Genomic DNA, 25,783 nt, shown 5'->3' with positions numbered 1-25,783 from the left:
TGAAGCCGGGTATCTTGTACTAATGAAAAAACCTAATTTGAACCCAATTTGCCAATTAAAGCAAGCTATAAAAACTATCCTTCATGCCGGAAAGCAGAAGCGCAGTAAAAATAATCACAGCAAAAAACAAAAATAAAATCGCTTTATACATATGGGCAGTTCACTCACTTTTCCAAGTTTACTCATTATACATATCATTTTACAGCCATATAGATGTACAGACAACTAGGAAATTGTGGATAATGAAAGAAAATTGTCATTTTTTGTCCGGTGAGTTAAATGCCGATTGCCTTTTCAACATTTTTGCTTCCAGGCGGTTAAGACGCTTTTGAATGTTTTCATTATTAGCGATGTGGAATTGCTGATTTGCACTTAATAGCATATTGGCTTTATGTGCATAATGGCTTGCTTCTGTGTATTGTTTCTCTTTATGTTCATAGTACTTTGCCAATTCAATACACGCTGCAAATTTTTGTTTAAGCTCGCCAAACTCTGCAACTTCTCTCCAAAGCGGCAAAGCCTCCTGTATCTTTCCATCCTTTTTATACTGCTTGGCTAATTCATGCTTTGCTTTATACTTTTCCGGTGAATCGCCTTCAAGCAGCTGTTTAAATGCAGATTCTGCCGCAGTTGTTTCTCCAAGTGAAGCATACCATCTGCCTGTTTCATATGCTGTTTGGGCTGTTTGCTCTCTTTCAAAATGAAGCAGCTGAAACGATAGGTGAGTATATAAGCTAATTAAAGATAAAATATCTATTTCATTATGGCGAATAATGCCCAGCATGCCTTCTGGGTTTTTACTTTCCAGAAAATCATAGTAGATCATCGGAGCCAGGTAACCAGGAATGTCATCTTGACGCTGAATTCCAAGAATGTCTTTTTCTACTATAGATAGCTTCATGCGTTCCAGCTGATGCTTCCATAATCTTCTTGCACCATGATATAAATCAAAATGACCAAAAGGAGGCAGCTTAGGCACCTGATCACGAATTAAAGTGTGACGTGTTTTCACTTGCGGCCAGTCAAATGCCTTCCCGTTATATGTCACCATGGTTGTATAATCAACACTTGTTAAAAAGCTTTGATACAAAGCGACCTCCGCACCTGGATGAGGGAGAACATGCTGTTTAACGATTACTTCATCTCCCGCTATGCTAGCATGCCCCAGCAAAAAGATCGTGTTCCCTGCCCCGCCGCCTAGTCCTGTCGTCTCTGTATCAAAAAAGAAAAGATCACTTGGCTTATGGCCAGCAGCCGACAATGGATGATTTATTTCTGACTGGTTCCAGGCCTTAACTGCATCTATAAATTCATACAGAGAATACGTACCATGTTTTTCTTTGAGATGATATCTTTTCTCTCTGACAAGGCAATAGGATTGATCAAAATAAAAAGGCTTAAATCCCGCTTCTTGCCATTCCGATTGAAATGGAATTTCATCCTCAGCATGTTGATGAGCCATCTTTACAGGCTCTTTTTGAGACTGACCTGCACCAAGATGAGGTTTAAGTCTATTTAGTTTATTTTTAAGGCTCATATTTTTCACCCAATTGAACCGTTTGGATAAGGGTTAGCACATCCATTTTTGCAGAGGAAGACGTTATATCCATCCCAATACATGAAGGACATCCGCTTTCACATTGACATCTTGTTATAAGTCCCTTCGTTTCGTTCATGATTTGTTCGATATTGTCGTAGATTTTTTCACTTAATCCAACACCGCCAGGATAACGATCGTAAAAAAAGACGACAGGAAGCTGATTATGAGTTGCCTTTACCTGCGGCACAACATGTACATCCTGCGGGTCACACATAACAAATAACGGTACAATATGTTTAATAGCATGCGCGAGCCCGATCAAGCTCTGTTCAAGACGATTTTGATCGCTTTGAAACAAGTCCTCCTGCAATGAAATCCAGGCTGCATTCGTGTGAAGCTCTTCCTCTGGAAGCGTAATTGGCCCTGATCCAATGTTTTCATGGGTTTCAAATTTTATTTTTTTGAAGATAGTTGCCATGGCTCTGACACTTACATCGCCGTAACCAATCTCGCCATATCCTCCATTTCTGGATTTGTCCTGTTCAAGCACCTTAAGCTCTACAGCAAGATTTGCATCCGTAAAGTAATCAGCGTTCACTTCTCTAACAAACGCCTTCTTTTCCTCCCAATCAAGAAGCTCTACTTGGAATTGTCTGCCCTGATGCAAATAAATAGCCTCATCGTGAAGCAAGGTCATCGCTGAAAAACGGTCCATTTCGCCGATTACCCTGACATTGGCAATATCGCTTTGATCAATAATCACGACATTTTCCTGAGATGCTGAACGGAGACTGACATTATGAGCAGGAAAAGCATCATTCATCCAATAAAATTTATCTCCATTTTGATGCAGTACACGTTCTTCCGCTAAATAGTCAAGAACCTCATCTGCTTCAAAGCTGCCAAAAGTGTCGCCGAGTTTGAAAGGCAGTTCAAAAGCAGCGCATTTCATGTGATCAATTAATATCACAAGATTGTTAGCATGAATACGAGCCGTTTCAGGACTTTTACTAAAAAAGTAATCTGGATTGCTGATCACAAACTGATCTAGCGGACTAGAGCTTGCCACCATGATGACCAGCGACTCTTCATGTCTTCTGCCTGCTCGACCAGCCTGCTGCCATGAACTGGCAATGGAACCGGGATATCCTGTCATGATGCAAACCTGCAGCTGACCAATATCCACTCCAAGTTCAAGTGCATTTGTGCTGACCACACCATAAATATCTCCAGAACGTAAGCCTTTCTCTATTTCTCTTCTCTCCGTTGGCAAATATCCGCCACGATACCCTCTAATCGCTTTAGGACCAAGCTTATGCTTTACCAGTTCCTGCAGGTACGTTAGCAATATTTCTACTCTTACCCGGCTTCTTGCAAAGACGATGGTTTGTATTTTATTCTGCAGCAGTGTTCCAGCCAGCTTTCGAACCTCCAGTGTTGCACTTCGCCTTATATTAAGCGGGATGTTCACAACAGGCGGATTATAAAAAACAAAATGTTTCTTGCCGCTTGGCGCTCCATTATTATCAATAAGCTGAACTTTATTTTCAGTCAGCTCTTCGGCAAGTTCCTGAGGATTGGCTATCGTTGCAGAGGTACATATAAAAATAGGATCGCTTCCATAAAAACGGCAAATCCTCTTCAGCCGTCTAATCACATTGGCTACATGACTTCCAAAAACTCCGCGATAAATATGCAGCTCATCAATAACCACATATTTAAGGTTTTCAAACAGAGAAACCCATTTTGTATGATGAGGCAAAATGGCACTATGCAGCATATCTGGATTCGTAATAACAACATGTCCTGCTTTTCGTACCTTTTGCCGGATCCCTGGAGACGTATCTCCGTCATATGTATAACTGTTTATATTTAAGCCTGTTCCAGCAATCAATTCATTTATTTCTGTTTTCTGATCTTGTGCGAGTGCCTTTGTCGGAAACATATACAAAGCTCTTGCATGATCGTCATTTATAATCGTCTGAAGCACAGGCAGGTTATAGCATAGTGTTTTACCAGATGCAGTCGGGGTCACCGCAACAATACTTTTTCCTTGCATCACAGCATCATATGCTGATTTTTGATGTGTATATAAATTTGAAATCCCACGTTCCTGCAATGCCTTTTGAAGTGATGGATGCAAATCATTTGGAAGGTGGGCGGTCTTTGCTTCCTTCTCCTCAATCGTTTTCCAATGAACAATATTTTCATTGAATTGACTCGAAGAATTTAAATCTCTTAAAATATCCTGCAAACTTTTCTTGAGTTTCATAACACTCACCCCTCTTCCATCTATTTTAGCGAATAAACGTTCGTTGCAAAAGAGCTTAACATAAAAATTTTATTTCCAGCAGGAAAAGCAGGAGCTGTTTTACAGTATGGATAAAAGACCATCTGGTTTGGGGATTACTTTGACCATTTCCGTTATTCATGCCTGCTTAGTTACAGTGAAAGGACATTTTATTGCTACATTAAAAGTTCATTTAATAGACAAAAGTCCAGCTTCTTACCTCAGTCATTTTTGTTATGCTAACTATAGGGGAAACCACCTTGAGCAAATAGATCACCAGGCTGCCAGGGCTCCGCGAAAAGGAAGTGAAATGAGATGGAAGATTTTCTGACTCAATTTTCGGTTTTTAAACAGCTTGATGCAAATGAACTTAATAAAATTAACGAGATTTCAATCATAAGAGAATGGAATAAAGGCAGTCATGTTTTTATGCAAGGTGAGCAACTGGAGAATGTATATTTTATTAAAAGAGGACGCATTAAAATTTATAAATGTGATAGCGGCGGGAAGGAACAAATTGTAAATATGCTAAAAGCAGGAGATATGTTTCCTCATGTTGGTTTTTTTAGAGGAGGAGAGTATCCAGCCTTTGCAGAGGTCATTGAAGCAGCTCAGCTAATTGTCGTACCCAATGCAAAATTCGAAAAAATATTAACAACAAATCCCGAGCTTGCGGTCAAAATGCTGAAGGTGCTGGGAGAAAAAATAGTTGACCTTCAGGAAAGACTGGAAGCGCAAGTTTTGGATAATTCGAATATGCAGCTTGTAAAACTGCTGATCATGCTCGCCAAAAAAGAAGGAAAAATGATCGATAAAGGGATGTACCTGCTGAAATTAAAAATGACAAATAAGGAAATCGCTCAAATGATTGGCACATCTAGAGAAACCATAAGCAGAACGTTAACCAAAATGAAAAGAGAAGAGATCATTTTAGAACATAACACCGGCGGAATTATAATAGAACCAGATCGACTCCTTGCAGCAATGGATTAATGCTATGGATTTGTGAGAGTGAGGTTTTTATGTATAAACGACCGATCTCCGCTGGATCGACCTTTTTGGGCGGGGGTAACCTTCCTTTTTAACCACCCAGCTCTGCTAAATTCTCCGGCTTTGGTCGTTTACTTTCCTTTTTAACTACCCAGCTCTGCTAGATTCTCCGGCTTCGGTCGTTTACTTTCCTTTTTAACCACCCAGCTCTGCTAGATTCTCCGGCTTCGGTCGTTTATTTTCCTTTTTAACCACCCAGCTCTCCTAGATTCTCCGGCTTCGGTCGTTTACTTTGCTTTTTAACTACCCAGCTCTGCTAGATTCTCCGGCTTCGGTCGTTTATTTTCCTTTTTAACCACCCAGCTCTGCCAGATTCTCCGGCTTCGGTCGTTTATTTTCCTTTTTAACCACCCAGCTCTACTAGATTCTCCGGCTTCGGTCGTTTACTTTCCTTTTTAACTACCCAGCTCTGCTAGATTCTCCAGCTTCCGGGCTTAACCACGCCCCTGCCCTTTTTATGTTAACGAGAAACTCACATCTTCCCAATTAACGCCTCCAATGTTCAGGCATTTCAAGTCCTTTCGGCAGCAGGGTTTGTTTATTGCCAATTGCAGCATTCAACTGTGCCTGTGTAAGAAAGAAACTGCCTGTTAGATTTGCTCCACTGAGATCTGCATCACGAAGATCAGCACCAATCATATCTGTCATGCGAAGGTCAGCATTTCTTAAATCAGCAGCAATTAATAGGGCTCCACGGAAACTCTTGCCTCTAAATTTTTTGCCTGCCAGCTTGGCACCAATAAACTCCATCCCTCTAACCTGCTGCTCTTGTCCATCTTTGGGCAGAAATTTAGAGCGCACCATCTTGCTTGATTTCAGCAGCAGTTCATTCACTTCAGCACGATGTTCATCTATATTTATTTTCAGCAATTCTTTCGGGGCTAAAAAAGTGATACTTTCTGTTTCAGACTGAACTTCTAGCAAGGAGGAATGCAGTGAGCGATTTTCTGTAAAAGATAAAGCCTCCGTAACATACATTAGCATTTCATGAAGCTGCTGCATGATCGGAAACACTTGAAACATTTCATCTGCAAGCTCTTGATTTTGCCTCCAGTCCCTTCCTCCAAATGTCACTTGTGAAACTTTTTGACCTGCTCCAAAACATTCATATACGGCACAGCCCCGAAACTTGCTTCCTCGTAAATTTTCGTGAATACTGCACAAAAAATCACCCTGCAAATTCCGGCAAGGCGTGCCTGCATCTTTATTGTAAGCAAAGTCAGCTGACTTTGCATATGGCAATGCTACACAGCAAAGCCCAAAGCAAGTCAAACAATCTGCTTTATATTCTTTTTCTGCTGCATCATTTAAAACTGTTCTATCTGTCAAATTTCGCCACTTCTCCCTGATCATCCCAAACTGTTTTTCTATTACCATATTAACATATTTTTGGTTGTTAAAGACCGAATCTGCTTGCATTTAAAAACGAAAATTGAAAAAGCTGAAACCATTTAAGATTCCAGCCTATCTCCTTTTATGATAGTTTCAACATTTCCTCCATATCCTCTTGTGCAGTTCCAATTAACTTTAAGCCAAATGTTTCCTGGAGAACATTCATTACTCCGTCAGAAATAAATTCTGGCGGTTTTGGTCCAATGCGGATATCTTGAATACCTAAGCTGAAAAGCCCTAAAAGAATCGCCACTGCTTTTTGTTCAAACCAGGACAGCACAATGCTTACTGGCAATTCATTTACTTCACATTCAAATGCTTCTGCTAAAGCTAGGGCAATTTTCACTGTGGAACCGGAGTTATTGCACTGCCCTAAATCGATATATCTTGGAATATCTGTACCAGGTACTGTCCCATAATCGACATCATTAAATCGGAATTTCCCACAGGAGGTTGTCAGAATAACTGTTTCAGGCGGCAGCGATGTTGCTAACTCACGATAATATTCTCCGCCTTTTCCTGGAGCATCACAGCCTGCTATCACAAAAAACCTCTTTATTTTCCCTTCCTTCACTGCTGCTATCACTTCTGGTGCCAAGCCTAAAACCGTTTCATGGTGGAAACCGGTTAAAAGTGTTTCATCGGAATCTATCGCTGCTTCAGGCAATTCCAGTGCTCTTTTTATAAGTGCACTGAAATCGTCACCTTCAATTTTTTGAACATTTTCAAGCCCTGCCACCTCATATGTGAACATTCGATCTGCATATGAGCCTTTAATCGGCATCACACAGTTGGTGGTTGCTAAAATAGCACCAGGGAATTTTTCAAATAGTCTTCGCTGATCATACCAAGCTTTCCCAATATTCCCTTTAAGATGGGGAAATTTCTTTAGGGCAGGGTAGCCATGAGCGGGAAGCATTTCCGAATGTGTGTATATATTAATGCCTAATCCTTCTGTTTGTTTAAGCAGTTCTTCTAATGCATATAAGTTATGCCCTGTAACCACAATGCATTTTCCTTCTATTTTATTTTGTGACACCTTAATAGGCTCTGGAATGCCTAATTTTTTGGTATGAGCTTCATCAAGCATTTCCATGACACGAACAGCGGACTGACCTACCTTCATTGCCATATCTATATGCTCTTGAACATTAAAATTTGAATTCGTTAAAGTCATATAGAGTGCTTCATGTGTAACTGTGTCTACAAAAGGGTCGGTGCAGCCAAGCTGATTCGCGTGCGTCCGGTAAGCCGCAATCCCTTTCAGCGCAAATATAATGGTATCCTGCAAACTTGCAATGGTTTCATCTTTTCCACAAACTCCAATGATTTTACAGCCGCCTGCTGGTGTTTGTTCACATTGATGACAGAACATTTCCTTCATCCCCCTCTATATTGTAAATAGCACACCCAAATACCGCGTACATTCCATTAGCCTTAATAGAACGATCGCTACTTGCATTATTTACTTAGCTTATCGGGATTTCAATATGCATATAGTGACGTAAATCACTTGATAGCGTATTGTCACAAACTGTTCATAATCTTCAATTGCTTTGAACCATTCCCAGGCTTCCTGCATACGATAAGATGAATTAACTGCAAGGGAGGGCATCTGACTGTATGAGCGATAACAAAAAGAAAGATCGCAATGAACCTTTTGGCGACATTATGAAATCAATGAATCAATTATTCCACGAAAAGCCTGTTAGAGGATTTTTACAAACGATGGATGACTTTTTTAAGAATCCATTTCCTGCTGCACAATTCCATGTGGAAGTATCAGAGAAAGATGATTACCATATCATTTCAGCAGAGCTTCCAGGTGTAAACAAAGAACAAATACAGCTCGATGTACTTGATAACTACATTACCATTACTGTAAACAAGTTAGATAGCATCACTGATGAGGATGAGAATAGACAAATTACAAGGAGGCAGCAATCATTCCAGCGTTCAAGCAGAACCATTCCGCTTCCGCAGCCAATCAATGAAAAAAAAGTAAAAGCAAGCTATACAAATGGTCTCCTGCAAATTAAAGTTCCTAAACAAAAAGGAAAAACCATTTTACTAGAAGACGAATGAGTAAGTATTACTGACAAATGCTTGATGAACCGAACGCAACCACGAAAGCAAACCGCGATATGAAAATAACGCAACATAAGTTGTTGTGCAATATTTGTCCATACAAGGTTATATGGCTGCATATTTCATGCAGGTCACATATAGCCTATTCATCTTTGAGCCTGTTCTTGGTTGGCTGGATTGAATTACATACTTATTTACTTTTAACGTGACAGTGACTGAAATAACTAGTTTAGAAGAAACAGTAATTCTTCAATCCTTATCATTTAAGCTGAATTTCATCATTGGAATGTCTTTCCTGACAAACCCTATGTTAAATATACATACGCTCCTGCTCCTGCAAAGAACAGCAATAGAATAGAAAATATAATTTTATTAACGGTAACACTTTTCCAGCTCTGTGAGCCATACTGCTTTCTAGCTGGACGAACCCGCGGATCCTGTCCGGTCTTAATCCAAGGAGTTCGCTGGTAATCTGACTGAAATTTATTCTTCAAGCCGTTTGCAAGTAAACTAAAGGAAATCGTTGTAAAAAGCAATACAGCAAGAGGGACATATAAAATATGAGTATTGCCATAAATATTGCCTTGTGCCTGTCCTACAAGCCCCGCCAGCTCTTTTGTAACGGATAAATAAATGGTCGGATCAAAGCGCATAATAGTACCGCCAACAAAAATGTTCATTAAAGCCAGCTGCCCCATAATCGTAATAACATACACAACTTCCAAAATGAACATCACCAATAGCGATTCCTTCAGCTGCGGAAATATATGCTTCCAGATCAGTCTGTTTTTCTTTGCACCTAGGGTTCTCGCAGCCTCTATATAAGTCGATTTATGTACTTCCATCGTCTTCAGTCTGACTGAGGATGCAACACTTGGAATACTGATAATCGCCGCAACTAAAATAAAATAAACGACTAGAGTACTTGATTCAAGTACACTGTTAACAGTGATGGGCATGAGAAAAAAATAAAGAATTAAAAATAACGGAATATAGCTCCACGCCTTCTCAAAAGCTGTAATAATTGTGGGCGTTTTTTTCATTGTTCCTGCATACAAACCAATTAATGTCCCTGCCAGCATTTTTATCACCGTAACCGCGAGAGCAATAAAGACCGTATACCGGATGCCAAAAAGGATCATAGAGAGAAGATCGTATCCCCAGCGATCTGTACCAAAGAGGAAGTCTGTGTTTTCAAATGGCTCAAGCGGCGGGGCCAGAACCTTGCCGTCCCGATACTGTGTTTCCAATGTAACAGTCAAAGAATGAGGTGTCATGAACGGTCCAAACATACATAAAAACAAGATAACAGCTACTAAGATTAAGCCCAGGTAATAAGAGTAATTAATGGTCTTTAATTTATTCATAGATAAAACCTCTTTTAAATAATAAGAATACAAGCTTCACAGACATAAACACGATTAAAGAAATAACCAGCATACATATTAATCCAATAGCAATAGGCTGAATTTCTGCACTTTGGAAAATAAATTTCGTGATGCCTGGCACATTTAATAAATATTCAATTATGAATAGATTCCCAATACCTAGAGAGATCACTTTTACAAGCTCTGCAGCAATGAATGGTTCTATGTTTTTAAACACATGCTGGAAATTGATATAATTCAGGCCCATCCCCTTGGCTACAGCGGTGCGAATATAATCTTCTCCTCCTGTTTGGTAATATTTCACCGCGATCAGTTTAAATAAATAGAGTGTTGGCGCAAATCCAACAAGAATAATGGGAAACCAAAGATTAAGAGCACCGGATTCCGGTCTCATTGAAATGATTCGTATGCCTGTCATTTTATAAAAATTGACTGCTAAAATCATAGATATAAGAATAATGATAAAGTCAGGTATCGCTGCTAATATATTTATAACAGCACTAAAAACTCTCGTAATTTTAAATCTGCTGATAAAAATGCCAAAAATAATACTAATAATAACCGCTGCATTCACACCTATGAGCATAATTGAAAAACTAGTAAAAAAATTATCTCCTATATCTGCTGCTATCGATCGTTCCTGATAACCAAGCTGATATGTACCTAAACTGCCTCTTGATAATTCTGTCAAAAACTGCCCATAAACTTCAGGCAACTGCTGAATATTTAGTTTGATCGCTTGGCTCTCTGAATCCACCAAAATCATCATTGGGAAAGATGCCAAGAAAATAATGAGAAGCAAAATAATGATAACCTGCTGAGCAACCCGCCACATACCTTTTCCTCCTAATGACATTCCTTTATGTATTTTTTCACTATTCTAAAATAATTGTCAATATAAATTTTCCATTATACTTTCTTTTCTTAGAGAGAGCGTGCTGATTAAAATTTCAAAAACAATGTTTACCATCGATCCATTTTTTAAAAAACATCTGCACTCTTGTTGTTCAAACTGAAACATTCACTTGTTATTTTAGCTCTATAAAAAAAGCCCCTCATCGGGACTTTTGCTTTTCTATTACACTTTAAACATTCCGCCAACACCTTTAACCATATTTGAAACTTGACTTACTGCATTCATCATTTGTCCTGCTGTATCCATCATCTTATTAAAATCGAGCGAACCGTCCTGCCCTTTAAAGGAATTCATAATCGATTGAACACCTGAAGGCTTCTTTTGGATGAAAGACTGTTTTGGATACGGATTTTGATAAGGGTTTTGCTGCATATGATAGTTCTGATTCTGATAACTGTTCTCTTGCGGCAGATCAAGGGGATTTTGAAAAATGCTGGTATTATTATTCATCATTGCTTGATGATTTTGATAATATCCCTGCCCCGATGGCAGATAGCCCATTCCGCCATAATTTTGCATATCATATCCATTTTGCTGAAATATCGGGGACTGCTGCTGCTGAAATGAGGTTAAGTAAGGGTTCATACCTCCATAAAATGCTTGCTGATTATAGGACTGATGATTTGATTGTCTGCTCTGAGACATATCAAAAGCTGAAGGTGCATATGGATTAACATGATTCCATACTGTTCGGTGCTGAGGGTATTGGACCATTTGCCTTTTTCGTCCAAACATAGGCAGACATCCTCCTTTATTGTTTCTATACTACAAAATATGATGAACCTGCCCAGCTGGTGATAATCAGTCAAAATTATTTGCTTATGTATCACCGCGAGCCTGTCAGATAATGATGTTTTTTGTCGGAAGTTTAAATTTTGTAAAAACGATGGAAATTTTTATTCCGTGTTACCATAAAGAAAACCTGTACAGTCATCAAGACCTGCGCAGGGACATCTAATATGCGTAATAGACTTTGAGGAGGGCATCAAAAATGATGATGAATATTCACGAGCTAAAACAGAAATATCAACAGCTTCGGGATTGTGATCCTGAGCATGTCAATGAATTATTAGATTTCTCAAAAAGAGCGTATATTCAAAATGAAATTTCAATTGATGTGTATCGAAATCTTGTGCGGGAGCTTGAAGCACAGGGTGCAAAACTTCCTAACCAGCTGGAGGACAATCCCCTCATTGGTTCTAATTAAGTTCATTCTATAGAGTAAATAGGCTGTATGTTGAATTAACCATTCCTATATTCAATCGCAACAAAAAAACCGAATGATTAGAGGGAATTTCTAATCATTCGGTTATATAATTGGTTTTGCTCCTTACGACTCAATCTTCATTGTCTAATGCCAGTACAATGGTTTGAAGAACATAGATGGATGAACTCACTAAATTTTTAAATCTAGTTCTGCTTGTCTCAGGGAAAAACGATTGAATGGAAATGATTTCAATATGTTCATGACATGAGTCAATTTGCTGTTCATGAATGTTTTTTGGTCTTTCTGTTTGAATCCATTGAATGACCGTTTGTTTCCATTCATCATTTACTTCTTTAACTTCGTCCGCAAAAGGTTTTACTTCTGTATAAAAGTCGCCTTTTTCTCCGCTAATTTTAATTTCCTTATATTTTTCATCTGCTCTGTTGACATATTCAATAAGTTTCTCTGTTTGCTGCAAAAGCCTTTGTATTTCCACTATATAATCACTCCACGAGAAAGCGGCTGTTACATATCCCAAAAAATCATTTTTTAATGAAGAGTCTTCTCAACATGCTGTTTCAATACATTCATGTTGAAAACCAGATAGCTATAAGAACAAGTATGTTCCATTGCGCTACGGACACTCGCTTTCCTCGGGGAGGAAGCTGAGCCTCCTCGGCAAGCCTGCGGGGTCTCATCCTTTCCTCTATTTCCCACAGGAGTCGAGTACCCTCCGCTCCATTTCACGCGTTTTAAGAGTCGTATTCAATTCAGAAGCGTATAAGCTTATAAGACCGCTATTAAAGTCCTTCATATTCGTTCAGTTATATCATCTGTTGAATTCTTATGTCCAGCCAACTTACAATATAAACCTTATTCTATGCAAATTAGTAGCCAAGTTCAAGTTTTAGGCTGCGGTGGTTTGCGAATGCTGTTTGGTCGGCTGTGTTTGTATTCAGTTTTTCTTCAAGGTCATTCATCTTCTCATAAGAGGAGATCATGTGCTCAGCTTGTTGGTTCATTAATTTTTCACGTGTACGAGCTGCATTTTTTTCTAAAAGTCCTTCAAGTTCATCCAGCTGTCCACAAATTTCAGAAAGCATTGTGAGGAGCTCTTCTTTTACCATATCATTTTTGTTCATTAATTAACCCTCCAATTACTTTAACCTTAGACTATTAGTTTTCGTTGATTATCTTTTAAATCCTTGCACCATGACAAAACTAGAACTGATTCGGCAAAGAAAGAACTAATCCTCCAAGATCAGCCTTTTAATTTCGACACAGATTCCGCGTATGAAAAAAGAGGACTTGCACAAAATAATATCGATGACGGATGATGAGTCCCTGTTCATCCATGTAATTAGTCATACAATTAAACAACCTTATAAAGCTATAAACGGAGGTGTAAGACAATGGCAAAACAAGAAAAGCAAAATAAAACCCAGCCCAAAAAATTAAATGAACAAAAAGCAGGATACGGCGACAAAAAATTAGAAGGCCCAGACCGTCCCTCTACATAATCGCCTATCACCAAAGCAGCAAGGAGAACATTCCTCCTTGCTTTTTTTGATAACAAGTGAAAATCATCTCTTTCTTTGCCTGCTCAAAAAGGGAAACATGATTTTTTTGCAAGCATGTGCAAATTCAAGCTGGTTTTGTTTAGAGAAATACCATTCTGTTAATGATTTTGAAGATGCACCTTTTACAATTTCTCTGCCCCATTTCGCCTTTACCACCGTAGTTTTTCTCCAGTCCTCGTATTGATGCCGATGATGTTCTACAAACGGAAACGTCAGTCTCAGCATCGGCGTTTTCCGATTAGACATATAGGGAATATATCTTTCATAATCGTACCTAGAACCTGTATGTTCTGTTCTTAGTGCAAAATCAAGAAAATTGTCGTACTGTTCAGGGCTGAACAAAATAGAAGCCAGGTTTTTCCCTAATTCAATTCGGTTACTTGGTGCTTTAAATCCGTGTACACTAGCTCCATACAGCTCTCCCCTAATGGTAGGAAATAGGACAACACTGAAATGAAACCAATCCTGTAAAGAAAAGAGGATAGAGTCAAAAACTTTTTCCCGATATACACCATATTCAATAACAGGTCTTTGAATGACATTTTGTTCATTAATAATTAATGAGGTCATCAATCTCAGCTTATTAGAATGGTGCCAATACAGCATCCATTCCTCCTCCATAAAGGAAGATACATGAAAATTTCGCAATAAATGAAACAAAGGCTTCCCTATTTTCGTCGAATAATGATAGAGGAGGAGTTGTGGGTATGCATCTTGAAATATAAGCCAATTTGCTCTTTCATAAGTTAAAAACAATCTGACTCGAAAAGTTGCACTCAGCAGGTCAGTGAAAAGGTCACCTTCTAAATCGCACATATTCCAGCCTGCATTGCGGGAAACCATACTGGCCAGAAAAGCCCACTGCATGTCTTGGTGCTGAAGATAGTAATTCAAGTAAGCATTGGTTCTTGAAATATTATCCAGGTTCCAGCGATCCGTTTGGTTTTTTATGATCCGAATGATCTCATGATCTGTTAGATCCAAGGCTGAGTTTCCATTGATCAGCAAAACTTTCCCTCCTGATGTTTGGTTTATGTGTTTAGCGTTTGCTTAATAGTGCTATTTATTCACCCAAACCTACTGCACATTTGGTATGATAGGTAGTAGTTTGTGAGGTGATCAACAATGAGCTTTCATTATCCTAATGGGAAACGATATGTGCCAGCTGCAAAAAAAACGGCGAAACCTTTAGCTCATAAAGAAAAAAAATGGTCTTATAGCAACAGAGGAATGACATTGGAGGAAGATATTAATCAATCAAATGAATACTATTTAGCACATGGAATTGCGTGCATTCACAAAAAACCAACACCTCTTCAAATTGTTCAGGTCGACTATCCTAAACGAAGCGCAGCCGTTATTAAAGAAGCATACTTTAAGCAAGCATCTACGACGGATTATAACGGTGTTTACAAAGGGAAATACATTGATTTTGAGGCTAAAGAAACACAAAATACAACTTCATTTCCATTAAAAAACTTTCATGAACACCAAATTATTCATATGAAGAAAGTTTTAGATCAAAACGGAATTTGTTTTGTGCTGCTTCGTTTCTCTCAAACAAACGAAGTATTCTTTCTAGACGCCACCTATTTACTAGGATTTTGGGACAGAATGTTAAATGGAGGAAGAAAATCGATTAAAAAAGAAGAAATCGAGGAAATAGGTCAATCCATTCCGCTTGGTTTTCACCCGACAATTGACTATATTAAAATAATAGATTATATTTATAACCTTTAATAGGAAGAAAAGCTAATACGCCTAGCTTCGCACTGAGAGCATTAGAGTTAAAAGGTGCAAACAGGGCCATAAGATAACGATCAACATTTTTAATATTCTTATGAAAAACATTCGGCTTTTGTAAGAAAGGATGAACATATATGGCAGAAAAATTCCAATCTAGGGAGGAACGTCGCAAAGGGCTTACCTCCAAGCCAAAAAACAAGGGCAAAAAGAATCCAAAAAACATATTTAAGAGGATCTTTCTCGCTTTAGTTGTCCTTGGTATTGTGGGCATGATTGCTGGTGCTGCTACTTTTGCATTTATGGTAAAGGATACACCTCCACTTGATGAATCCGCCTTAAAAGATCCAATACCTTCTGAAATTTTCGATAGCGAAGGTAATACAATTGCTAAGGTTGGATCTGGAAAATTGGACTATGTGAATTACGAGGATATTCCTGATTTAGTTGAAAATGCATTTCTTGCAACAGAGGATGTCCGCTTCTATAAACATAACGGCATGGACTTAATCCGTTTAGGCGGAGCTGTAATTGCCAACGTTACAGATGGCTTTGGCTCTGAGGGTGCAAGTACCATCACCCAGCAGGTTGTCAAAAATTCATTTTTAAATAATGAAAAGACGATTAGCCGTAAAGCTCAAGAAGCATGGCTGGCATTTCAGCTGGAGCGCAAATATACAAAACAAGAAATCTTTGAGATGTATGTAAATAAAATTTGGATGTCACAAGGCAGCCATGGTGTTCTGACAGCATCAAGAATTTATTTTAACAAAGACTTAAATGAGCTAGAACTTCATGAAGCGGCATTATTGGCAGGAATGCCGCAAAGTCCTGAAAATTACAATCCATTTAAACATCCAGATCGCGCTGAACAGCGCCGAAACATTGTTCTTTCATTAATGAACCAGCATGGTTTTATTAACGAACAAGAGATGAAAGCAGCACAGGAAATACCTGTTGAAAGCTCTCTTGTACCAGAGGACCAGCGGGAAACAGATGACATGCCTTATGATTCATTTGTTGATGTTGTGATTGATGAAGTGGAAGACAAATATCCTGATTTAGATATTTTCTCTGACGGCTTAAAAATTTACACGACACTTGATGTAAATGCACAGAAGCATGTTGAAGGATTGCTGAATGGAAATGACGTTATCCAATATCCAGATGACGAATTCCAGGCAGGAATCACATTGCTGGATACGAAAACTGGGCAAATTAAAGCAATTGGCGGCGGCAGAAATCTGGAAGTCAAACGCGGATTTAACTATGCCGTCGATTTGAGAAGGCATGCTGGCTCAACATTTAAACCGATCGTGGATTATGGACCTGTTATTGAATATAAACAATGGGGCACATATGAAACCATTGTAGATGAGCCATACACGTATTCAGGCGGCACTGCCATTAATAACTGGGATAACCGCCACCTTGGGCCAATGTCCATGCGTGAAGCACTTGCCCGCTCTCGTAATATTCCTGCCTTAAAGGCATTACAGGAAGTTGGTCTTGATCAATCAAAGGAATTTGCAAATAATCTCGGCATTCCAATTGAAACGATGCTAGAATCTTATTCAATAGGTGCCTTTGAGGTTTCACCGTTGCAGATGGCAGGAGCATATAGTGCTTTTGGCAATAATGGATTCTATACAGAACCATATTCTGTGAAAGAAATTGAGATGCGTGACGGAACAAAAATTGATTTAAAACCTGAATCCGAAGTTGTGATGAAAGATTATACGGCATTTATGATAAGCGATATGCTGAAAAGTGTAGTCAATTCTTCATATGGTACAGGTCGTGAAGCAAACGTCTCTGGTTTGCCTGTAGCAGGAAAAACAGGTACTACAAACTATACGGCTCAAGAGATCAGTGAATACGGGGTCACAAATGGCGGAGTTCCAGACGCATGGTTTGCAGGTTATACAACCAATTATACTGCTGCGATCTGGACTGGATATACAGAACGAAAGAACTTTATTAAAGCGGGCAATGACCAAAGAATTGCACAGCAGCTGTTCAGAAATATTATGAGCTATGTGTCAGAAGGAATTGAAACGCCTGATTTTGAACAACCGAGCAGTGTGGAACGTGTTGCCATTGAAAAAGGAAGCAATCCTGCTAAACGTGCAAGTGATTTCACTCCGGAAAATCAAATTATTTATGAATATGCTGTAAAAGGTTCGGCACCAAATGAGGTATCTGATAAATTCGAGAAACTGGATGCACCTAGCGGACTTGACGCTCAGTATGACGCTGAAACAAATCAGATAAATGTGTCTTGGACCTATCCAGAAGAGCTGGAAGGTGTGGAATTTGATATACGCGTATCATTAAATGAAGGTGCAGAACAGCAGATCGGTACCATATCCGACACATCATTAACACTTCAAGACATTGAACCTGGCTCGATTTATCGTTTCACGGTCAGAGCAATACGTGAGTCGCTGCAAAGTGACCCGGCTGCTACCAGCATTGAAATTCCACAAGCCGAAACAAATGAAAATGATCAGGGTTCAGAAGATGAAGGTGAAAATCCTGGTGATCAAAATGGGGAAAACCCAGGTAACGGCAATGGGAACGGTAATGGGAATGGAAATGGCAATGGGAATGGAAATGGGAATGGAAATGGCAATGGGAACGGCAATGAATCGGGAAATGAAGATGAGAATGAAGAAGGATCCGGTAATGGTGAAGAAGACCAAAATGGATCAGAAGATGGAGCCGGAAATGAAGGTGGCGAAAACACCGGCAACTCAGGTGGAGGAGATAATAGCGGCTCCAACAACCAGCAAGGAAGCAATAACCGTGGTGGACAATAATCCGTATTTTAAAAACATACTAAGATTAGTAGCACAGACCAAGGCCATGGTTTGTGCTACTATTTTTATATAGTAGAAGTGAAGGAAGGTCGAACAGCCTCTGGGGCCACATAAGAGTCCGTATTAAAAACAGACCAACTTCACACCCTTATTTGAATCAGTTTAGTATGTTGGGTCCATAGAGATCGTGTATAAGAAAATGGAATCGGTAAGGCAATGTGAAGACTTCTATGATTGGCTAAAAAGGAGAAGGTTTTATGCAACATGTCATCGCTTTAGATATAAGTAAAGGCAAAAGTCATTTTGTCATTTACAACCGTTATAAGCGCTGTGAATTTGAAGGAGAAATACATCATACACGTGCTGATTTTGAACGCCTTCAAAGTCGTATTGAGGAGCTATCTTCTCTCGATGGGGAACAACCTGAAATCGTGTTTGAAGCAACAGGCGTGTATTCAAAACCGATAGAAAAGTTCCTTTGTGATTACGGTTATACCTATTACCGAATGAATCCACTAGAAGCGAACTTACAAATGGCTACAATGCGTCGCCATAAAACAGATATCAATGATGCACACGAACTTGCCAAATCACATTTTAAAATGGAACGCGAGAAAACCTATACGCAAGATGAGTATTATGAACAAATGCGTGCAATAACACGGTATTATGATGAAACAGCTGAAGAGATGACCTACTTACGCAGCCGAATGCATGCAATTTTACAATTATCATTTCCAGAATTGGAACGGCTAATTACACCTAAATCAGCTCTGTTTTTAAATTTTGTCCAGCTGTACCCACATCCGGCATTATTGTTGGCCCATTCAAAAACAGTCATCAAAAATAACTTAAAGAGGAATACACAAAAGAACTTATCTGCAGAACGTGCTGAGAAAAAAGCCATTGTTTTACTTGAAGCTGCACAACATTCGTATCCGGCAATTGAATCCAGTGACATTCGCTGTGAGCAGGTAAGAGATTACGCACGTCGGATTGCGGATTTAAAGGACAAAAAGGAACAGCTCATTAGACAAATGGCTGAGCTATCTATGAAAAGAAAGGAGTTTAAGATTTTACGTTCTATTCCTGGAATTGGTGACGCAACGGCATGCCGATTAATTGGGGAGCTAGGTGATATTAGACGCTTTAAAAACTCGAAGCAAATAAACGCTTATGTTGGGATCGATATCATGCGGTATCAATCTGGGAATACACATTATCAAGATCGTATCAATAAGCGAGGGAATAAGAAATTAAGAAAGATTCTTTTCTTTATGATGAAAACAATGCTTATGAGAAAAAAAGTGCCTAATCATCTCGTTGACTATTACTACAAACTAAAAAAGCAACCTCAAGGTAAGCCCCATAAGGTTGCGATTGTAGCGTGTATGAATAAGTTTTTGAAAGTCGCATTTCATCTTATTACACACGGCATATTATACGACTATGAGTCCGCACTACCAGCTCAAAAATCGTAAGTAAGGATAATTAAACTATAGCACAATGGCCTTGCGAAAAAAAGTAAACTCGTTAGGTCTTTTTGTCATACACATGATTTATTTACTAGAGGGCTGTCCCCCTGCTAGACAAAAAACATAACCTCGAGCAAATAATTTTTAAAAAAACTATTGACTGGAGGTAAGAAAGAGGCTGGGACATAAGTATTTAACACTCTCATAGAACCGAATGGTTAGGAAGTCATCTTTCTAATCATTCGGTTTTTTTACGATTATAAAATGTGTTTTATTAGCATGAGTGAAATGGAGCGGAGGACACTCGACTCCTTTGGGCAATAGAGGAAAAGGTGAGACCCCGCAGGAGCTTGCTCCGAGGAGGCTCAGCTTCCTCCCAACGGAAAGCGAGGGTCTGGAGCGCAATGGAACGGGCTTGTGTAAACACGTTAACCTTGAAAATGAACATTCGTGTTTTACAAATAGTAGTTTCGTTTTGTCCCAGCCTCTTTTTTCCTTTGTGTATCTATCAATCCTCTTTATTCACTGCAGAAGGTGCTTTTCTAATTCCTTTTATAGCTATGAGTTTATAGAATTGTTTTTCCAACTCTTCTATTAATTCACAAAGCTGAACATATGAATGATATAAGACAGGTCTTGACAGGATAAATTGAATTCTTTCCGAGCAATTGACTGGGTGTACTTTCCATTGATCAAAATGCTGGATATTCTCCATATCTACTGTTTTTCCATTCATCCAATGAATCCATTGAATAGCAAAGGCAATTCCGAATCTCATCTCTTCTTCTGCTCCATTTNAAACATACTAAGATTAGTAGCACAGACCAAGGCCATGGTTTGTGCTACTATTTTTATATAGTAGAAGTGAAGGAAGGTCGAACAGCCTCTGGGGCCACATAAGAGTCCGTATTAAAAACAGACCAACTTCACACCCTTATTTGAATCAGTTTAGTATGTTGGGTCCATAGAGATCGTGTATAAGAAAATGGAATCGGTAAGGCAATGTGAAGACTTCTATGATTGGCTAAAAAGGAGAAGGTTTTATGCAACATGTCATCGCTTTAGATATAAGTAAAGGCAAAAGTCATTTTGTCATTTACAACCGTTATAAGCGCTGTGAATTTGAAGGAGAAATACATCATACACGTGCTGATTTTGAACGCCTTCAAAGTCGTATTGAGGAGCTATCTTCTCTCGATGGGGAACAACCTGAAATCGTGTTTGAAGCAACAGGCGTGTATTCAAAACCGATAGAAAAGTTCCTTTGTGATTACGGTTATACCTATTACCGAATGAATCCACTAGAAGCGAACTTACAAATGGCTACAATGCGTCGCCATAAAACAGATATCAATGATGCACACGAACTTGCCAAATCACATTTTAAAATGGAACGCGAGAAAACCTATACGCAAGATGAGTATTATGAACAAATGCGTGCAATAACACGGTATTATGATGAAACAGCTGAAGAGATGACCTACTTACGCAGCCGAATGCATGCAATTTTACAATTATCATTTCCAGAATTGGAACGGCTAATTACACCTAAATCAGCTCTGTTTTTAAATTTTGTCCAGCTGTACCCACATCCGGCATTATTGTTGGCCCATTCAAAAACAGTCATCAAAAATAACTTAAAGAGGAATACACAAAAGAACTTATCTGCAGAACGTGCTGAGAAAAAAGCCATTGTTTTACTTGAAGCTGCACAACATTCGTATCCGGCAATTGAATCCAGTGACATTCGCTGTGAGCAGGTAAGAGATTACGCACGTCGGATTGCGGATTTAAAGGACAAAAAGGAACAGCTCATTAGACAAATGGCTGAGCTATCTATGAAAAGAAAGGAGTTTAAGATTTTACGTTCTATTCCTGGAATTGGTGACGCAACGGCATGCCGATTAATTGGGGAGCTAGGTGATATTAGACGCTTTAAAAACTCGAAGCAAATAAACGCTTATGTTGGGATCGATATCATGCGGTATCAATCTGGGAATACACATTATCAAGATCGTATCAATAAGCGAGGGAATAAGAAATTAAGAAAGATTCTTTTCTTTATGATGAAAACAATGCTTATGAGAAAAAAAGTGCCTAATCATCTCGTTGACTATTACTACAAACTAAAAAAGCAACCTCAAGGTAAGCCCCATAAGGTTGCGATTGTAGCGTGTATGAATAAGTTTTTGAAAGTCGCATTTCATCTTATTACACACGGCATATTATACGACTATGAGTCCGCACTACCAGCTCAAAAATCGTAAGTAAGGATAATTAAACTATAGCACAATGGCCTTGCGAAAAAAAGTAAACTCGTTAGGTCTTTTTGTCATACACATGATTTATTTACTAGAGGGCTGTCCCCCTGCTAGACAAAAAACATAACCTCGAGCAAATAATTTTTAAAAAAACTATTGACTGGAGGTAAGAAAGAGGCTGGGACATAAGTATTTAACACTCTCATAGAACCGAATGGTTAGGAAGTCATCTTTCTAATCATTCGGTTTTTTTACGATTATAAAATGTGTTTTATTAGCATGAGTGAAATGGAGCGGAGGACACTCGACTCCTTTGGGCAATAGAGGAAAAGGTGAGACCCCGCAGGAGCTTGCTCCGAGGAGGCTCAGCTTCCTCCCAACGGAAAGCGAGGGTCTGGAGCGCAATGGAACGGGCTTGTGTAAACACGTTAACCTTGAAAATGAACATTCGTGTTTTACAAATAGTAGTTTCGTTTTGTCCCAGCCTCTTTTTTCCTTTGTGTATCTATCAATCCTCTTTATTCACTGCAGAAGGTGCTTTTCTAATTCCTTTTATAGCTATGAGTTTATAGAATTGTTTTTCCAACTCTTCTATTAATTCACAAAGCTGAACATATGAATGATATAAGACAGGTCTTGACAGGATAAATTGAATTCTTTCCGAGCAATTGACTGGGTGTACTTTCCATTGATCAAAATGCTGGATATTCTCCATATCTACTGTTTTTCCATTCATCCAATGAATCCATTGAATAGCAAAGGCAATTCCGAATCTCATCTCTTCTTCTGCTCCATTTAGCTGGCGCTGTTCAAACTTATCAGCCAGTATTTCTTTAATGGATGTCCATTGATTAAGCATGACTGGAATATCCCTAGCAGCATGATCTGGAGGAAAGCGATCCGTTAATCCTTCCATGTACAAAATATCCGCCAAAAAAGGAACCCTCAAATCTGTTGTCTTGTCTCTCACAACAGAAATGATCGTTCCTTTTTTATATACAACAGGGTGACAAAATCGATGCGGTATTTCAACCATTCTTTCAGCCACTTGCTCGTGCTGCTTTCATTCTCTTTTTACCCTCGCGACACATCTCCAGTAAAGGACATTGCGGGCATTGCGGGTTTTGAGCCTTGCAATGATAACGGCCAAAGAAAATCAGACGGTGATGCGTATCCGACCATTCTTCCTTTGGAATCTTCCTCATCAATGTTTTTTCGACTTCGAGTACAGAGTCTTTCCATCTGCAAAAAGCTAACCTTTTGCTCACTCTCTCTACATGCGTATCAACTGCAATCGCGGGTACTCCAAATGCTACAGACATGACGACATTGGCTGTTTTTCTGCCAACACCAGGAAGCTTAACAAGCTCATCTCTCGTCTTAGGCACGACCCCATTATAATCATCAATTAACATTCGGCATAACTTTTGAATATTTTTAGCTTTATTGCGATACAATCCAATCGAGCGGATATCCTGCTGCAGTTCCTCTAAGGAAACCTCCAAATAATCTTCAGGGGTTTTGTATTTCTTAAATAAGCTTTTTGTCACTTTGTTCACAAGTACATCGGTACACTGTGCAGAAAGCGCGACAGCTATTACCAATTCAAATGGATTTTCATGGACAAGTTCGCAATGAGCTTCTGGAAACATTTCACCAAATGTATTCAGACAGTATCTTATTTCAGTTTTATTTAACATAACTCTCACCACTTCAATTTCTTTATACGCTATTGCTCAAGCCAGTTGTAAAATGGGACTGATTTAGCTTGTACGGAAGAATCTTTTTCTTGGCGGCTTGTCTGCTGCTGGTTTTGTCTAAACTTTTTCCCATAGCTTTTCGCTTGTTCAATCGTTTTAATGCCATTTCGCTTCCATTCAAATAATATGCGATCAATATATCTGAAATTAAGCTTTCCGGACATAACTGCTTCTCTTAAAGCTGCTTTAATAATATGAGGATCATGATGATCATCATCAAGCCATAACGTTAGAGACTCAATTTCAAAAGGAGATAACGGACGACCAAATTCTCGTTCAAAACAAGTATATAGATCTGTTTCATCCTGCTGATGTTTAAGATGGCTATCTCTTTTCTCTTTCTGCAGAAAAAGCTCAATAAGCTTTCCCCAAAGAGGTTCTATATCATATTTTTCATAACGGATTCCATCTTTTGAAATTTCATCTTTTATTTCTATGCAGCCCTTTTGAATGAGTTTCCTTAATTGATCTGTACATTCTGAAACGGAAATCGTCATTCTAGAGGATAACTCAACAGGGGTAGGAAAATCATTTCCTTTTTCGATATAAGCTATAACTTGGAGCATTAACACTAATTCACATTCGTTCAAATTTAAATCCTTATAATTGGAAAGCAAGACAGCAGGAATAGTTATATTTCCTTCCTGAAGCCATTTAATTAAATGTTCTTTTGCCATGAATAGGACACCTCCCTATTAGTATATCACGAAGATTTACATACTGGTTGTTAGAAATATAGGTAAGTTTTTTCAGTAAGGTCTGTAAAAAATGAAAAATCCGCATTGGCGGATTTTCATTTTGTCTATGTGGATTATGGATATAAACGGTTTAATAAACGCGGGAATGGAATGCTTTCGCGCACATGCTCCACGCCGCTGATCCAAGCTACTGTTCTTTCTAAGCCGAGACCAAAACCTGAATGCGGAACTGAACCGTATTGACGGAGCTCTAGATACCATTTGTAGGCATCCATTTCAAGGTTATGCTCTTCTAAACGCTGTTTCAGCAATTCAAAATCATGAATCCTTTCAGATCCCCCAATAATTTCTCCATATCCTTCTGGAGCAATCAAATCTGCACATAATACAACATCATCTCTGTTTGGATCAGGCTGCATATAAAATGGTTTTAGCGAAGTTGGATAATGTGTAATAAAAACAGGCTTATCGTAGCTTTCAGCTATAGCCGTTTCATGTGGAGCGCCGAAATCGTCTCCCCATTCAATATCATCAAAGCCTTTTTCCTGCAAGAATTTAATCGCATCATCATAAGTGATACGCGGGAATGGAGCTGTAATCTTTTCAAGCTTCTCTGTGTCGCGTCCTAATGTTTTTAGTTCCAGCTGACAATTCTTTAGAACAGCTTGTACAATATATGCTACATATTGTTCCTGCACTTCAAGGTTTTCATCAAATTCAGTGAAGGCCATCTCTGGTTCAATCATCCAGAATTCAATTAAATGACGTCGAGTTTTTGATTTTTCCGCACGGAAGGTTGGTCCAAAAGAAAAAACCTTTCCTAATGCCATTGCTGCGGCTTCCATATACAATTGGCCGCTTTGAGAAAGATAGGCGTCTTCATCGAAATATTTTGTTGCGAATAGTTCAGACGTTCCCTCAGGTGCACTGCCAGTTAAAATAGGCGGATCCACTTTTGAGAAGCCATTTTCATTAAAGAATTCATAAGTCGCTCGAATAATTTCATTACGAACCTTCATTACCGCATGCTGTCTGCGTGAACGCAGCCATAAATGACGGTTATCCATTAAGAATTCTGTGCCATGCTCTTTAGGAGTAATCGGATAATCCACTGCGTTATGTAATACTTCAACACCTGTGACAAGCAACTCAAATCCTAATGGAGAACGCTCATCCTTTTGGACAACACCTGTTACATAAACAGATGATTCTTGTGTAACCGTTTTAGCTGTTTGGAATACTTCCTCAGCTACATCCGCTTTCACGACAACCCCTTGAATAAATCCAGATCCATCGCGAAGCTGTAAAAATGCTATTTTACCGCTGGACCGTTTGTTCGCAATCCAAGCGCCAATTTTAACTTCTTTTTCTACGTGCTTGTACACTTCTGATATTGTTGTTTTTATCACTAATGTTCCCTCCAAAACGAAACGCTCTTATGTATCGTAATATATTATACCTTTCGCAGTGAACTCAAGCAATGCTTTGCTCAGTTCAGCCTGTGATTACCTGTCTTTAGCCTTGCTATTTACAAGATTCCCGCCATAAACCATTTCTAGCTTATGGCGGGCTT

The 25,783-nt window shown here is 39.0% G+C and carries 22 protein-coding genes and 1 pseudogene; 8 read left to right on the top strand and 15 right to left on the bottom strand.

The genetic code is table 11. The features are described from left to right. Window positions 1-256: 256 nt before the first annotated feature. Window positions 257-1,537, bottom strand: coding sequence for a ribonuclease H-like domain-containing protein (locus B7E07_RS08770; protein WP_080845503.1), 1,281 nt, complete (start codon window positions 1,535-1,537; stop codon window positions 257-259). Next, the gene (locus B7E07_RS08765; RefSeq protein WP_080845502.1) at window positions 1,527-3,812 is read right to left on the bottom strand and encodes a DEAD/DEAH box helicase; all 2,286 of its coding nucleotides are present in this window, start codon (window positions 3,810-3,812) and stop codon (window positions 1,527-1,529) included. Before B7E07_RS08765 ends, B7E07_RS08770 begins: the two co-directional genes overlap by 11 nt. Window positions 3,813-3,918: 106 nt before the next feature. Between B7E07_RS08765 and B7E07_RS23900 the strand changes: the two genes are divergently transcribed. Next, on the top strand, window positions 3,919-4,161 hold the full coding sequence (locus B7E07_RS23900; RefSeq protein ID WP_080845501.1) for a hypothetical protein: 243 nt from the start codon (window positions 3,919-3,921) through the stop codon (window positions 4,159-4,161). Continuing rightward, the gene (locus B7E07_RS08755; RefSeq protein WP_080845500.1) at window positions 4,146-4,823 is read left to right on the top strand and encodes a Crp/Fnr family transcriptional regulator; all 678 of its coding nucleotides are present in this window, start codon (window positions 4,146-4,148) and stop codon (window positions 4,821-4,823) included. The genes B7E07_RS23900 and B7E07_RS08755 overlap by 16 nt, the downstream gene beginning before the upstream one ends. Before the next feature lie 543 nt (window positions 4,824-5,366). On the opposite strand, the gene B7E07_RS08750 is transcribed toward B7E07_RS08755, so the two are convergent. Both B7E07_RS08750 and hcp read right to left on the bottom strand, forming a co-directional pair. After that, a complete protein-coding gene (locus B7E07_RS08750; protein WP_373886070.1) occupies window positions 5,367-6,209 on the bottom strand; it encodes a pentapeptide repeat-containing protein in 843 nt (280 codons plus the stop codon). A 145-nt stretch (window positions 6,210-6,354) separates the two neighbouring features. Next, window positions 6,355-7,647, bottom strand: coding sequence for a hydroxylamine reductase (gene hcp / locus B7E07_RS08745; protein WP_080845499.1), 1,293 nt, complete (start codon window positions 7,645-7,647; stop codon window positions 6,355-6,357). A gap of 248 nt (window positions 7,648-7,895) precedes the next feature. Between hcp and B7E07_RS08740 the strand changes: the two genes are divergently transcribed. After that, window positions 7,896-8,357 (top strand): Hsp20/alpha crystallin family protein, encoded by a 462-nt coding sequence (locus B7E07_RS08740; protein ID WP_080845498.1) that lies wholly within the window; start codon window positions 7,896-7,898, stop codon window positions 8,355-8,357. Window positions 8,358-8,665: 308 nt separating this feature from the next. On the opposite strand, the gene B7E07_RS08735 is transcribed toward B7E07_RS08740, so the two are convergent. From B7E07_RS08735 to B7E07_RS24425, 3 genes are all read right to left on the bottom strand, one after another. Next, window positions 8,666-9,727: an ABC transporter permease gene (locus tag B7E07_RS08735; RefSeq protein ID WP_080845497.1), complete on the bottom strand. Its 1,062-nt coding sequence runs from the start codon at window positions 9,725-9,727 to the stop codon at window positions 8,666-8,668. Then, window positions 9,720-10,583: an ABC transporter permease subunit gene (locus B7E07_RS08730; protein WP_080845496.1), complete on the bottom strand. Its 864-nt coding sequence runs from the start codon at window positions 10,581-10,583 to the stop codon at window positions 9,720-9,722. The genes B7E07_RS08735 and B7E07_RS08730 overlap by 8 nt, the downstream gene beginning before the upstream one ends. Window positions 10,584-10,826: 243 nt before the next feature. Then, window positions 10,827-11,399: a YppG family protein gene (locus tag B7E07_RS24425; RefSeq protein ID WP_257391419.1), complete on the bottom strand. Its 573-nt coding sequence runs from the start codon at window positions 11,397-11,399 to the stop codon at window positions 10,827-10,829. Window positions 11,400-11,655: 256 nt separating this feature from the next. On the opposite strand from B7E07_RS24425, the gene yppF reads away from it, so the two are divergent. Further along, on the top strand, window positions 11,656-11,871 hold the full coding sequence (gene yppF, locus B7E07_RS08720) for a YppF family protein (protein WP_373886048.1): 216 nt from the start codon (window positions 11,656-11,658) through the stop codon (window positions 11,869-11,871). 130 nt (window positions 11,872-12,001) lie between these two features. On the opposite strand, the gene B7E07_RS08715 is transcribed toward yppF, so the two are convergent. The 3 genes from B7E07_RS08715 to B7E07_RS08705 all read right to left on the bottom strand — a co-directional run bounded on the left by B7E07_RS08715 (window position 12,002) and on the right by B7E07_RS08705 (window position 14,459). After that, a complete protein-coding gene (locus B7E07_RS08715; RefSeq protein ID WP_257391418.1) occupies window positions 12,002-12,367 on the bottom strand; it encodes a YppE family protein in 366 nt (121 codons plus the stop codon). 391 nt (window positions 12,368-12,758) lie between these two features. After that, window positions 12,759-13,013 (bottom strand): hypothetical protein, encoded by a 255-nt coding sequence (locus tag B7E07_RS08710; protein WP_080845495.1) that lies wholly within the window; start codon window positions 13,011-13,013, stop codon window positions 12,759-12,761. 441 nt (window positions 13,014-13,454) lie between these two features. Beyond that, complete coding sequence (locus B7E07_RS08705) at window positions 13,455-14,459, bottom strand: DUF2515 family protein (protein ID WP_139785598.1); 1,005 nt, start codon at window positions 14,457-14,459, stop codon at window positions 13,455-13,457. A 117-nt stretch (window positions 14,460-14,576) separates the two neighbouring features. Between B7E07_RS08705 and recU the strand changes: the two genes are divergently transcribed. The 3 genes from recU (at window position 14,577) to B7E07_RS08685 (ending at window position 19,497) form a co-directional block, all read left to right on the top strand. Continuing rightward, on the top strand, window positions 14,577-15,191 hold the full coding sequence (gene recU, locus B7E07_RS08700) for a Holliday junction resolvase RecU (protein WP_080845494.1): 615 nt from the start codon (window positions 14,577-14,579) through the stop codon (window positions 15,189-15,191). Window positions 15,192-15,331: 140 nt separating this feature from the next. Then, window positions 15,332-18,016 (top strand): penicillin-binding protein 1A, encoded by a 2,685-nt coding sequence (locus tag B7E07_RS08690; RefSeq protein WP_080845492.1) that lies wholly within the window; start codon window positions 15,332-15,334, stop codon window positions 18,014-18,016. A 257-nt stretch (window positions 18,017-18,273) separates the two neighbouring features. Beyond that, complete coding sequence (locus B7E07_RS08685; protein WP_080845490.1) at window positions 18,274-19,497, top strand: IS110 family RNA-guided transposase; 1,224 nt, start codon at window positions 18,274-18,276, stop codon at window positions 19,495-19,497. Window positions 19,498-19,999: 502 nt separating this feature from the next. Here B7E07_RS08685 and B7E07_RS23580 read toward each other — a convergent pair. Then, a pseudogene (locus B7E07_RS23580) lies at window positions 20,000-20,272 on the bottom strand (YpoC family protein); the annotation flags it as partial. Between the two features lie 262 nt (window positions 20,273-20,534). Here B7E07_RS23580 and B7E07_RS08675 point away from each other — a divergent pair. Continuing rightward, a complete protein-coding gene (locus B7E07_RS08675) occupies window positions 20,535-21,758 on the top strand; it encodes an IS110 family RNA-guided transposase (RefSeq protein WP_080845490.1) in 1,224 nt (407 codons plus the stop codon). A gap of 502 nt (window positions 21,759-22,260) precedes the next feature. On the opposite strand, the gene B7E07_RS08670 is transcribed toward B7E07_RS08675, so the two are convergent. From B7E07_RS08670 to asnS, 4 genes are all read right to left on the bottom strand, one after another. Next, window positions 22,261-22,800 carry a YpoC family protein gene (locus B7E07_RS08670; RefSeq protein WP_139785596.1) on the bottom strand — a complete coding sequence of 180 codons (540 nt, stop codon included), beginning with the start codon at window positions 22,798-22,800 and terminating at the stop codon, window positions 22,261-22,263. After that, a complete protein-coding gene (gene nth / locus B7E07_RS08665; protein WP_080845488.1) occupies window positions 22,793-23,452 on the bottom strand; it encodes an endonuclease III in 660 nt (219 codons plus the stop codon). Before nth ends, B7E07_RS08670 begins: the two co-directional genes overlap by 8 nt. Window positions 23,453-23,481: 29 nt before the next feature. Beyond that, window positions 23,482-24,189, bottom strand: a complete 708-nt coding sequence (locus tag B7E07_RS08660; RefSeq protein ID WP_080845487.1) for a DnaD domain-containing protein — start codon at window positions 24,187-24,189, stop codon at window positions 23,482-23,484. A gap of 134 nt (window positions 24,190-24,323) precedes the next feature. Beyond that, complete coding sequence (gene asnS / locus B7E07_RS08655) at window positions 24,324-25,616, bottom strand: asparagine--tRNA ligase (RefSeq protein ID WP_176215291.1); 1,293 nt, start codon at window positions 25,614-25,616, stop codon at window positions 24,324-24,326. Between the last annotated feature and the right edge of the window lie 167 nt (window positions 25,617-25,783).

The sequence above is a fragment of the Cytobacillus gottheilii genome (assembly GCF_900166665.1).
In the GTDB taxonomy this organism is placed as follows: Bacteria; Bacillota; Bacilli; order Bacillales; family Cytobacillaceae; genus Cytobacillus; species Cytobacillus gottheilii_A.
This window is presented reverse-complemented; position numbering and strand designations above follow the sequence as displayed.